This is a genomic window from Mycobacterium sp. TH-M25 (assembly GCF_057473665.1).
This window is the reverse complement of sequence record NZ_JBYCLA010000558.1, coordinates 1-11,120: the sequence shown is the minus strand read 5'-3', so window position 1 is coordinate 11,120 and position 11,120 is coordinate 1. Positions and strand designations below refer to the sequence as shown.

Here is an 11,120-nt window from a genome sequence, read left to right as displayed (position 1 = left end):
AGCTCTCGGTATCGCCTGCGTGGTCTGGGTCGTGATGACTCTCTGGTCCGGGATAGCGACTGGCGGCGCAGGCTTGCCGGTGATCCCGCAGACCATCACGTCGCTCGCGCTTGTGGTGGCGGTGTTCGGGCACATGCTCAAACACCTGGGCGTGAAACTCGCTTCTGCGTACTTCCTCATCGCGACGGTGGTGGAGTGGGCGTTCGAACAGGCCAACATCACGTTCGGCGGGTTCATTTGGGGCGATCTGCGCTACGGCCACTTACCGATGCTGGGTCCCCATATCGGAAGCGTTCCCCTGATCGTTCCAATCGGGATGACGGCGCTGTTATGGCCGGTCTACGTGATCGTCAATATGGTGCTCGACGGGAAGATCGTGGTGAATCCGCATACGTTGCGGCCTTGGCAGGTGGTATGGCGCTGCGTGCTCTACGGGATGCTGCACGCCTGGATCGCCTTTCTTGCCAACGGTTTTTGCACCAAGTTCGGTGTATACGAGTGGGTCGGCAAGTCCCGCGCGCTGTCCCCGCAGGACTCGTTCTTCGGCGATCCGGCGCTGCCGGTGGGATGGACGGTCTGGGGCTTCGTCGTCACCATGGTCATCTCATTCGTGCTCCTCCCCACCCTGGGAAAGGACGCGCTGGCCTGGTCATCGGTACGCCCACTCAGCTGGGTCGACACCGCGCCCATCGTGGTCATCGGGTCATACGCGTTCGCGCTATTCCTCAATCCGGTCAACGAGTCCGTCGGCAGCGTCACTCTGTTCATGTTCGGATTCATCTCGCTGTTGGCTTTGTACCGCTTCGTCGCACTCATGCTGGCGCAGAACGGATCCGACGTGGCGCTCCAGGCATCAGCGCAGGATTCCCGTTGACCGCCATGACGCAGCTTCAATCGCAGGGTTACGTGGTGCTTGACGACCTACTGGGCGATTGTGACGTCGAATTGATTCGCGACGAGATGACGCCGTTGCTGACGTCGGCGCCGTTCGGCCGCAACGACTTCGAGGGCCTGCGGTCCCAGCGTGTTTACGCGCTGCTGGCTAGGGCTCCGGCTCGGCAATGTCGCAGCGGCACCACTCGTCCGGCCGCACCAACCTGGACGGGTCCGTGCTGGCCGGACGAAAAAAGATTGCGAGTGCTTACTCTCTATGTTAGATTCGCATCACCCCAACGATGTGGAGGACGGCAGTGAGCTGCGCCGGCGACGGGGCAGTGCGCCGCATGAGCGGCGCCATTGAGGAGGAGCGGCGCATATGAGCTACGACGTGATCATTCGAGACGGATTGTGGTTTGACGGCACCGGAAGTGCGCCACAGACCCGTACGTTGGGCATTCGCGGGGGAGTGGTGGCCACAATTGTCTCCGGGGCCGAGTCCGACCGCTTGGATGAGACCGGCTGTCCGGAGGTCATCGACGCCAAGGGCAAGTGGGTCGTCCCCGGATTCGTCGACGTGCACACCCACTACGACGCCGAGGTGCTGCTCGACCCCGGGTTGCGCGAGTCGGTGCGGCACGGGGTCACCACGGTGCTGCTGGGCATGTGCTCGCTGTCGACGGTTTACGCCGACGCCGACGACGCCGCCGACCTGTTCAGCCGGGTCGAGGCGGTGCCCCGCACGTTCGTCCTCGGCGCCCTGCAGAACAAGACCTGGTCGACGCCAGCGGAGTACGTGAAGGCCATCGACGATTTGCCGCTCGGGCCGAATGTGAGCTCGCTGCTTGGCCATTCGGACCTGCGGACTGCGGTGCTGGGCCTCGAACGCGCCACCACCCCCGATATCCAGCCCACCGACGCTGAGCTGGACACGATGGCGACCCTGCTTGACGACGCACTCAAAGCCGGGATGCTCGGCATGTCGGGGATGGACGCGGCAATCGACAAGCTCGACGGTGACCGGTTCCGCTCGCGGGCGTTGCCGTCCACGTTCGCGACCTGGCGCGAACGCCGCACGCTGATCAAGGTCTTGCGCAAGCGCGGCCGCATTTTGCAGAGCGCGCCTAATGTCGCCAAGGCCGAGTCGGCGCTGCTGTTCTTCCTCGCGAGCAGCCCACTGTTGGGCCTGCGCAAGGCGGTTCGGATGAGCTTGCTGGTGTCCGCCGACGCCAAGTCGATGCCGCTGGCCGTGCACGTTTTCGGCCGGGGTACCCGCCTGATGAACTTCCTGCTGCGCTCCAAGGTGCGTTTTCAGCACCTTCCGGTGCCATTCGAGCTGTACTCCGACGGCATCGACCTGCCGGTCTTCGAAGAGTTCGGCGCGGGCACCGCAGCGCTGCATCTGCGAGACCAGTTGGAGCGCAACGAACTACTGGCCGACGAGGAGTATCGGCGCAGGTTCCGCCGCCAATTCGACCGCAAAAAGCTAGGCCCGTCGCTGTGGCACAAGGACTTTCATGAAGCGGTCATCGTCGAGTGCCCGGACGAGACGCTGATCGGCAAGAGCTTCGGTGCGATCGCCGACGAGCGCAAACTCCACCCGCTCGACGCGTTCCTCGACGTCCTGGTGGAAAATGGCGAGCGCAACGTGCGCTGGACGACGACCGTTGCCAACCATCGTCCCAGGCAGCTTGACAAGCTGGCGACAGAGCCGAGCATCCACCTCGGTTTCTCCGACGCCGGCGCGCACCTGCGCAACATGGCGTTTTACAACTTCCCGGTGCGATTCCTCAAGCGCACCCTGGACGCCTACCAGCAAGGTCGGCCGTTCATCACGATCGAGCGCGCCGTGTACCGCCTCACCGGCGAAGTTGCCGAATGGTTCGGTCTGGACGCCGGCACCCTGCGCGAAGGCGACCGCGCCGACTTCGTCGTGATCGACCCGGCCGGCCTGGACGAGTCGGTGGACGCCTACCACGAGGAGAAGGTGCCGTTCTACGGCGATCTGAGCCGGATGGTCAATCGCAACGAAGCCGCGGTGGTGGCGACCGGTGTGGGTGGCGCGATTGTGTTCCGCGCCGGTGAATTCCGGGAAGGCTACGGGACGACGGTGAAGTCCGGCCGATACCTGCGGGCGGGCCTCCGGCATCGGCAACTCGCCGACGCGAGCGCGTAGGCCTTCACGATGGCACGGACCCAGCAGCAGCGCCGCGAAGAGACGGTGGCGCGCCTGCTCGAGGCCAGTATCGCGACGATCATCGAAGTCGGGTACGCGCGGGCCTCGGCGGCAGTCATCACCAAACGTGCCGGGGTGTCGGTCGGCGCACTGTTTCGTCACTTCGACACCATGGGCGACTTCATGGCCGCCACCGCCTACGAAGTGCTTCGGCGCCAACTGGATTCGTTCACCAAGCAGGTCGCGGCGATACCGTCGGACCGGCCGGCGATCGAGGCGGGCCTGACCATCCTGCGTGACATCACCAGCAGCGCCACCAACGCTGTGCTCTACGAGCTGATGATCGCCGCCCGCACCGACGAAAAGCTCAGCGCGACCTTGCAACTCGTGCTCGAGCAGTACACCACCAAGATTTGCGATGCCGCGCGCGCACTCCCCGGAGCCGACGGTCTCGCCGAGGACACCTTCCCGGTGCTGGTTGCACTGCTGACCAACACCTTCGACGGAGCGGCGATGTTGAGGGCAGTGCTGCCTCAGCCCGAGATCGAGGAGCGGCGGATCGCCCTGCTGTCTTCGCTGCTGAGCGGAATCGGCCTGCCGGCCTGATCGTCAGTTGTCGTTGAGCTTGCTGACCGCGTCGTCGAGTCGGTGGCACAAACACATCAGGTCGTTGATGCCCAGCAGCGTGAGCGGCCGGTGGGTGGCCGGGCCGTCGGCGACCACGCAGAACGGGGTGGCGTCGCCGAGGGTGTCGCGGGTCTTCATCAGCACGCTGATACCGGCCGAACCCAGAAACTCGACCTTGGACAAGTCGACGATCAAGCCCTTGGGCCGCTTGGCCAGCGCGCCGCCGATGGCTTCGGACAGCCCGGGGGCGGTGAGCATGTCCACGCTTCCGCCAACCGACACCACCGCGAGCCCCTCGACCTCAGCTTCGTGGGCGTAGAAGGCGTCTTTGTCCGCCGGTGTTGGCGAACCAGATGTCGCGTGTTGTTTGTCGGCCATCATCGATCTCTCATTCCTCACGGACACCCGCGTTGACGCTTCGCAACGCAGACATCGTTGGTAATGGCTGTCGACTCAACCCACGGACGATGTCGACGTGTGTCGACGGGGCACCGTGGACACACGCATTGAACTCTGCGCAGTGCAGCGCCCCCGGCACTGGAAAGACTAGCCGAAACCACCGACACTTTCGGTGCTGCCCTACAGCGTGCCGATTCCCGTTTGCGGATTGAGCGCGAAACCCCAGTCGAGTAGGCCCGCGGCCTGATCCCAGTAAGTCGGTCCGCCTTCGCGCACCAACCCATACATCATGGCTACCACCAGACGGCGTCCTGCGCGAGCCGCGGCGCCGACGAACGTCTTGCGCGCCGCGTCGGTGAACCCCGTCTTGCCGCCGATCGCGCCGGGATAGCGGGTCAGCAGCTCGTCGCGGTTGACGATGGGGTGATCTCCACCATCACCCGGAAACGTCGCCGACGGCTCGGCGGTAATCTGCGCAAACACCGGGTTGGCCATGGCCGCGCGGAAGATGACCGCGAGGTCGTGGGCCGTCGACCAGCCCGATCCACCCGGCCCGTCCAGGCCGGACGGTGTCGAGGCGTGGGTGTTCACCGCGCCGAGCGACACCGCCTTGGCGTTCATCTTGGACACCGTCGCGTCCACGCCGCCAAGCATGTCGGCCAGTGTGTTGGCCGCGTCGTTGCCGGACACCAGGAGCAGTCCGTCGAGAAGCTGGCGCGCCGTGTAGCTGTGACCGGCTTTCACCCCGACGCAACTGCACTCGACATGGCTGTCGGCGGCGTCGGCGACGACGGTTGAGTCCAGGCTCAGCTCATCGAGCGCCACCAACGCCAGCAACACCTTGATAGTGCTCGCCGGTGGGTGGCGGAGGTTCTCGTCCCGCGCGGCCAGCACCAAGCCGGAGTCGAGGTCGGCCACCAGCCACGTCTGCGCCGGGCCGTCCGGTATCGGCGTCGAGCCGACCGGCTGTACGCCGGCGTCGGCCCAGGCCATCGTGCCGGAGCCGGCAAAGGTCACAACGGCCGCGATTGCGGCCAGCAGCATCCGCATGGGCAGGGACCTTACCGGTTCCTCCTCGGCTTGCAGGGGCAAGCAGCATCGTCGCCGGCCGGCAGGTGTTCAATCGAGTGATGTTGAGTCACGCCGAAATCTCCGACCGGCTGGAAATCCAGCAGCTGATCACGGACTACTCGACCGCGATCGACACCCGGCGCTTCGATGATCTCGACGCCGTGTTTACTCCTGACGCATACATCGATTACACGGCCCTCGGCGGGATCGAAGGCCGCTATCCTCAGGTGAAGGCGTGGCTGGCCGAGGTGCTGCCGAACTTCCCGATGTATGCGCACATGCTGGGCAATCTCTCGGTCCGCATCGACGCAGACACCGCGTCGTCGCGGACGATCTGCTTCAACCCGATGGTCTTGCCGCCGGGCTCCGGGTCCGACCAACAGATCATGTTCTGCGGACTGTGGTACGACGACGAATTCGTTCGGACCCCCGACGGCTGGCGAATGACGCGTCGTGTCGAGACCAAATGCTTCCAGAAAGTCATGTAGCACCCCCCGGTCGGCATGAATTTCGGACTCAAGCACGGGTTCTGGCACAATAGGCTGCTGTCCGTCGCGCGACCCGCCGCCACAGCGGTGCTTGCTCGACGGTCACACACGCGAGGCAAAACCGGATCCGGGCACCCCCGCCCGAATCGCTGAATTGCAGCGTGACACTTTCGAGGAGAAGTCGCTTCACCATGGCTGTAAAAATCAAGCTCACCCGGCTCGGCAAGATCCGCAATCCGCAGTACCGCATCGCAGTAGCCGATTCGCGGACACGTCGCGAAGGCCGCGCGATCGAAGTCATCGGTCGGTACCACCCGAAGGAAGATCCGAGCCTGATCGAGGTCGACTCCGAGCGTGCGCAGTACTGGCTGTCGGTGGGCGCTCAGCCGACCGAGCCCGTCCTCAAGCTGCTCAAGATCACCGGCGACTGGCAGAAGTTCAAGGGCCTGCCCGGCGCCGAGGGCCGGTTGAAGGTCGCCAAGCCCAAGCCGACCAAGCTCGAGCTGTTCAATGCGGCGCTGGCCGCCGCCGACGGTGGACCCGACACCGACGCCGCCAAGCCCAAGCAGAAGAAGGCGCCGGCGAAGAAAGCCGCCGACAAACCGGCCAAATCCGACGAAGCGCAGAAGCCTGCCGAGGACACCGATGCGCCGGCCGCTGACGTCGTCGCCGCCGATCAGGCCGAACCCGCGACCGAGAGCTGAGTGCGCCCATGAGCACCGTCGTCGTTGACGCCGTCGAACACCTGGTCCGCGGAATCGTCGACAACCCCGACGATGTGCGCGTCGATCTGGTCACCAACCGGCGTGGCCGGACCGTCGAAGTGCATGTCCACCCCGAAGATCTCGGCAAGGTGATCGGTCGCGGCGGACGTACCGCGACCGCGCTACGCACCCTGGTCGCCGGTATCGGTGGTCGCGGCATTCGCGTCGACGTAGTGGACACCGACCAGTAGCGGAGAGCTCGGCGTGGAGTTGATGGTCGGGCGCGTGGTCAAAGCGCACGGCATCACCGGTGAACTCGTCGTCGACGTCCGCACCGACGATCCCGCCCTCCGTTTCGCGCCGGGATCGACGCTGCGCGCCAAGGGGTCTGATCGTCGCGAAGGTAGCTACACCGTGGAGGCGGTCCGCCCGCACGGCGTTCGCCTCCTGGTGCGGCTGTCCGGTGTGGCCGACCGCGATGCGGCCGACGCGCTGCGGGGCAGCGTATTCGTCGTCGACTCGACGGATTTGCCGCCCATCGACGAGGACGATACTTACTACGATCACCAACTCGAAGGTTTGCGGGTTCAGACAACGGCGGGCCTCGAATTAGGCACTGTCACCGAGGTTTTGCACACCGCGGCGGGTGAGCTGTTGGCGGTCAAGCGTGAACAGGCCCCCGAATTGCTGGTGCCGTTCGTCAGCGCGATCGTGACGTCGGTGTCGTTGGCGGACGGTGTCGTCGAGATCGATCCACCCGACGGTCTACTGGACTTGGAGAACTGAGGGGCGCGAAGATGAGAGTCGACGTCGTCACGATCTTCCCGTCTTATCTGGAGCCGCTGCGACAGTCGTTGCCGGGCAAGGCCATCGAGTCGGGTCTCGTCGAGTTGGGCGTGCACGACCTCCGCCGGTGGACCTACGACGTGCACCATTCGGTTGACGACTCGCCGTATGGCGGCGGACCCGGGATGGTGATGAAGGCACCAGTGTGGGGTGAAGCTCTCGATGGGATCTGTTCGAGCGAAACGCTTCTCGTCATCCCGACGCCGGCCGGTCGATTGTTCACCCAGTCCACCGCGCAGCGGTGGGGCGGCGAATCGCATCTGGTGTTCGCCTGTGGCCGTTACGAGGGGATCGACCAGCGGGTCGCGGAGGACGCGGCCACGCGGATGCGGGTGGAGGAGGTGTCCATTGGTGACTACGTGCTGCCGGGCGGCGAATCCGCGGCGCTGGTCATGATCGAGGCCGTACTGCGGCTGCTGCCCAACGTGTTGGGCAATCCGGCTTCCCATCAAGACGATTCGCATTCCGACGGGGTGCTCGAGGGCCCGGCCTACACCAGGCCGCCGAGCTGGCGGGGACTCGACGTTCCCGAAGTGCTGTTGTCCGGCGACCACGCCCGCGTGGCCGCGTGGCGGCGGCAGGCCGGCGAGCGCCGGACGCGTGAACGCAGACCCGACCTGTGGGAGCGCCGCTAGCGTCCGGATTCCGTCTCTCCCGACGAGCGTGCCCGCTGGTACGGCTCAACTCGGCGTGTCGCGTACAGACACGCACGCTCGCGCCCTGCGCGTGGCACCACGATTTCGCCGCGTGGGCCCGATCTGGCACAATTGACCAGTTGTCTCCAGCGGTTGTCGACCGTTCGGCTCGCTTCCGTCCCCTGTGAGACTCCCAGATGTCCGACCCCATCGGCTGAGTTGCCTGCTCACACGCCTGCAGCGGTGAGCGGCAGTAATGGCCGCGACCGCAAGGAAGTGTCTCCGACATGAACACCCTGGACTTCGTCGACAAGACGTCGCTGCGCGATGACCTCCCGGCCTTTCACCCCGGTGACACCATCAACGTGCACGTGAAGGTCATCGAGGGCGCCAAAGAGCGCATCCAGGTCTTCAAAGGCGTGGTGCTGCGCCGCCAGGGCGGCGGGGTTCGCGAGACCTTCACCGTCCGCAAGGAGAGTTACGGCGTCGGCGTCGAGCGGACCTTCCCGGTGCACTCGCCCAATATCGATCACATCGAGGTCGTGACCCGCGGTGACGTTCGTCGCGCCAAGCTCTACTACCTGCGCGAGCTGCGCGGCAAGAAAGCCAAGATCAAGGAAAAGCGCTGATTTCCGGCACCGTCGGCGTTTCTGCGGCGGCCCTGCCGGACCGCGCAGTGGCGCTGGCTACGCTGAAGCTGTGACTGACACGACCGACTCGCCTGAAGGCCAACCCGATTCCGGTCCGGCCGAGCCAGATGTCGTGACAACCCCGTCGCCCGCTCCGGCGCCGGATGCGGACGACACCGATCACGACGACAAGAAGCGCGGGGCTATCCGGGAAACCGTAGTTCTTGCCCTCATCGCGCTGCTGTTGTACTACGTCATGCTGACGTTCGTGGCCCGGCCCTACCTGATCCCGTCGGAGTCGATGGAACCCACGCTGCACGGCTGCCCGGGCTGTGTCGGCGACCGGATCATGGTGGACAAGGTGACCTACGATTTCAGTTCGCCGCACCCCGGTGACGTCATCGTGTTCAAGGGTCCGCCGTCGTGGAACATCGGATACAAGTCGATTCGGTCCCACAACTCCGCGATCCGTTGGCTGCAGAACTCGCTGTCGTTCATCGGGTTCGTGCCGCCGGACGAGAACGACTTGGTCAAGCGCGTCATCGCGGTGGGTGGCCAAACCGTGCAGTGCCGCAACAACACCGGGCTCACGGTCGACGGAAAGCGACTCTACGAGCCGTATCTGGATCCGGCCACGATGAACGCCGACCCGGCCATCTACCCCTGCCTGGGGCCCGAGTTCGGGCCCGTCCACGTCCCGCCGGGGCGGCTGTGGGTGATGGGTGACAACCGCACGCACTCGGCGGACTCCCGGGCGCACTGCACCAGCACACCTGCGGACGCGATCAAGGGCCTGCTGTGCACCGGGGACCCGATGGCCGGCACGGTGCCGGTCGACAACGTCATCGGCAAGGCGAGGTTCATTGTCTGGCCGCCCTCGCGCTGGGGTGCTGTGCGATCGGTGAACCCGCAGCAGAATCCGTAAGTATGGCCACCACCTGGCCGCCTCGGACGGTGATCCGCAAAGCTGGAGGTCCGCGGGGGCTGCGCACCCTGGAGTCCGCGCTGTACCGCAGCGGTCTGGGACCGGTGGCCGGCGTGGACGAGGTCGGCCGTGGCGCATGCGCCGGCCCGTTGGTGGTCGCGGCGTGCGTACTGGGGCCTGGCAGGCTGGAAAGCCTTGCCGCTCTTGATGATTCGAAGAAGCTCACCGAGAAGTCGCGGGAGAAGCTGTTCCCGCTGATTCGGCGGTACGCGCTGGCCTACCACGTGGTGTTCATCCCGTCGACCGACGTCGACCGGCGCGGTGTGCACGCCGCCAACATCGAAGGGATGCGTCGCGCGGTGGCCGGGCTCTCGGTTCGCCCCGGCTACGTGCTCAGTGACGGCTTTCGGATTCCGGGTTTGGCGGTGCCGTCGCTGCCGGTGATCGGCGGTGACGCTGCGGCCGCGTGCATCGCCGCGGCCAGTGTGCTGGCCAAAGTCAGCCGCGACCGGCTGATGGTCGAGATGGAGGCGGACCATCCGGGCTACGGCTTCGCGCTGCACAAGGGCTACAGCACCGCTGCTCATTCGGCCGCGCTGACGGAGTTGGGCCCGTGCCCACAGCATCGGTATTCGTTCATCAACGTGCGCCGTGCGGGGTCCCTGCCGGGCGACGACGACCAGCCGGATCAGCGGAGTGAAGACGAGTGCGCAAAGATGGATCCGGTCAATCAACCACGGGGCGGAGAAGGACTGTTGAGCTGATGAGTGCCGAAGATCTCGAAAAGTACGAAACCGAGATGGAGCTCTCGCTGTACCGCGAATACAAGGACATCGTGGGCCAGTTCAGCTACGTGGTGGAAACCGAGCGCCGGTTCTATCTGGCAAACAGCGTGGAGATGTTTCCGCGCAATGCCGACGGCGAGGTCTACTTCGAGCTGCGGTTGTCCGATGCGTGGGTCTGGGACATGTACCGGCCGGCCCGGTTCGTCAAACAGGTGCGGGTCGTCACGTTCAAAGACGTCAACATCGAAGAGGTTGAAAAGCCCGAGCTTCGTTTGCCCGATTAGCGCGACACCGGGCTAAACCCGGTTCTCCTCACCGAACATCGGTTTGCCGCGGTTCTCGATCACGCTGCGGGCCACGTCGGCCAGTTTGATGTTCAGATCCTGCGAGTACCGGCGCAAGATGTTGAACGCCTCTTGCTCGTCGACGCCGTTCAGCATCATCAGCATTCCCACGGCTTTACCGATCTCCCGGTTGGAGAGCAGCCCACGGCGCAAGGTCGAGACGTCCTCGCCCTGGGCGACCGCGTTGATTGCCACGCTGGCGAACGAGGCCAGCACGACGGCCTGCCCGGCCGCCTCTTTGTCGAACACGCCAGCTCGGTCGCTGAACAGGTTGAGCGCTCCGGTCTTGCGCTTGTCCACCAGAATGCGAAATCCCATCGCACCGCGCACCGGCGTTTCGGCGACCATCCGGGCCGCCAAGTGTGGCCAATGGCGGGGTTTGGTGAGGTCGGTTTCGATCTGCGGCGTCTCTTCCTCGATCGCGTCGACACACGGCCCGTCTCCGGCCGCCCGCTCCATATCGTCGATGCGCTGCGCGATGCTGTCGCTGGCACCGACAGTGACGTAGCGACCGTCTCGGCGCACCAGCAGACTCGCATGATCGCATCCCGCGACTACGAGTGTGGCCGCAATGCATACGGCCGCGTAAATCTCGCTCGCCTCCGAGCCCTGGTA

The 11,120-nt window shown here is 65.2% G+C and carries 15 protein-coding genes; 12 read left to right on the top strand and 3 right to left on the bottom strand.

Translation table 11 applies throughout. The annotated features are described in order from the left end of the window. The 3 genes from AC2VOU_RS18625 to AC2VOU_RS18615 all read left to right on the top strand — a co-directional run. On the top strand, window positions 1-874 hold an 874-nt coding region (locus tag AC2VOU_RS18625; protein WP_486958697.1), incomplete at its 5' end, for a hypothetical protein. Window positions 875-1,255: 381 nt separating this feature from the next. Beyond that, window positions 1,256-3,052 (top strand): N-acyl-D-amino-acid deacylase family protein, encoded by a 1,797-nt coding sequence (locus AC2VOU_RS18620; protein ID WP_486958696.1) that lies wholly within the window; start codon window positions 1,256-1,258, stop codon window positions 3,050-3,052. 9 nt (window positions 3,053-3,061) lie between these two features. Then, window positions 3,062-3,658, top strand: a complete 597-nt coding sequence (locus tag AC2VOU_RS18615; RefSeq protein WP_486958695.1) for a TetR/AcrR family transcriptional regulator — start codon at window positions 3,062-3,064, stop codon at window positions 3,656-3,658. Between the two features lie 3 nt (window positions 3,659-3,661). Here AC2VOU_RS18615 and AC2VOU_RS18610 read toward each other — a convergent pair whose 3' ends face one another. Beyond that, complete coding sequence (locus AC2VOU_RS18610) at window positions 3,662-4,060, bottom strand: STAS domain-containing protein (protein ID WP_486958694.1); 399 nt, start codon at window positions 4,058-4,060, stop codon at window positions 3,662-3,664. 198 nt (window positions 4,061-4,258) lie between these two features. Beyond that, window positions 4,259-5,128 carry a D-alanyl-D-alanine carboxypeptidase family protein gene (locus AC2VOU_RS18605; protein ID WP_486958693.1) on the bottom strand — a complete coding sequence of 290 codons (870 nt, stop codon included), beginning with the start codon at window positions 5,126-5,128 and terminating at the stop codon, window positions 4,259-4,261. Window positions 5,129-5,208: 80 nt separating this feature from the next. Between AC2VOU_RS18605 and AC2VOU_RS18600 the strand changes: the two genes are divergently transcribed. The 9 genes from AC2VOU_RS18600 to AC2VOU_RS18560 all read left to right on the top strand — a co-directional run bounded on the left by AC2VOU_RS18600 (window position 5,209) and on the right by AC2VOU_RS18560 (window position 10,445). Then, window positions 5,209-5,637: a nuclear transport factor 2 family protein gene (locus tag AC2VOU_RS18600; RefSeq protein WP_486958692.1), complete on the top strand. Its 429-nt coding sequence runs from the start codon at window positions 5,209-5,211 to the stop codon at window positions 5,635-5,637. Window positions 5,638-5,828: 191 nt separating this feature from the next. Beyond that, the gene (rpsP, locus tag AC2VOU_RS18595; RefSeq protein ID WP_486958691.1) at window positions 5,829-6,341 is read left to right on the top strand and encodes a 30S ribosomal protein S16; all 513 of its coding nucleotides are present in this window, start codon (window positions 5,829-5,831) and stop codon (window positions 6,339-6,341) included. Between the two features lie 8 nt (window positions 6,342-6,349). Then, window positions 6,350-6,592, top strand: coding sequence for an RNA-binding protein (locus AC2VOU_RS18590; protein ID WP_149373377.1), 243 nt, complete (start codon window positions 6,350-6,352; stop codon window positions 6,590-6,592). Between the two features lie 13 nt (window positions 6,593-6,605). Then, complete coding sequence (gene rimM / locus AC2VOU_RS18585) at window positions 6,606-7,127, top strand: ribosome maturation factor RimM (protein WP_486958690.1); 522 nt, start codon at window positions 6,606-6,608, stop codon at window positions 7,125-7,127. A gap of 11 nt (window positions 7,128-7,138) precedes the next feature. Further along, window positions 7,139-7,822 (top strand): tRNA (guanosine(37)-N1)-methyltransferase TrmD, encoded by a 684-nt coding sequence (gene trmD, locus AC2VOU_RS18580; protein WP_486958689.1) that lies wholly within the window; start codon window positions 7,139-7,141, stop codon window positions 7,820-7,822. Between the two features lie 287 nt (window positions 7,823-8,109). After that, window positions 8,110-8,451 (top strand): 50S ribosomal protein L19, encoded by a 342-nt coding sequence (gene rplS, locus AC2VOU_RS18575; RefSeq protein ID WP_486941316.1) that lies wholly within the window; start codon window positions 8,110-8,112, stop codon window positions 8,449-8,451. A gap of 70 nt (window positions 8,452-8,521) precedes the next feature. Then, on the top strand, window positions 8,522-9,376 hold the full coding sequence (lepB, locus tag AC2VOU_RS18570; RefSeq protein WP_486958688.1) for a signal peptidase I: 855 nt from the start codon (window positions 8,522-8,524) through the stop codon (window positions 9,374-9,376). Window positions 9,377-9,378: 2 nt separating this feature from the next. Further along, window positions 9,379-10,140 (top strand): ribonuclease HII, encoded by a 762-nt coding sequence (locus AC2VOU_RS18565; RefSeq protein ID WP_486958687.1) that lies wholly within the window; start codon window positions 9,379-9,381, stop codon window positions 10,138-10,140. Then, on the top strand, window positions 10,140-10,445 hold the full coding sequence (locus AC2VOU_RS18560) for a DUF2469 domain-containing protein (protein WP_486941313.1): 306 nt from the start codon (window positions 10,140-10,142) through the stop codon (window positions 10,443-10,445). Before AC2VOU_RS18565 ends, AC2VOU_RS18560 begins: the two co-directional genes overlap by 1 nt. Window positions 10,446-10,457: 12 nt before the next feature. On the opposite strand, the gene AC2VOU_RS18555 is transcribed toward AC2VOU_RS18560, so the two are convergent. Then, on the bottom strand, window positions 10,458-11,120 hold a 663-nt coding region (locus AC2VOU_RS18555; RefSeq protein WP_486958686.1), incomplete at its 5' end, for a GAF and ANTAR domain-containing protein.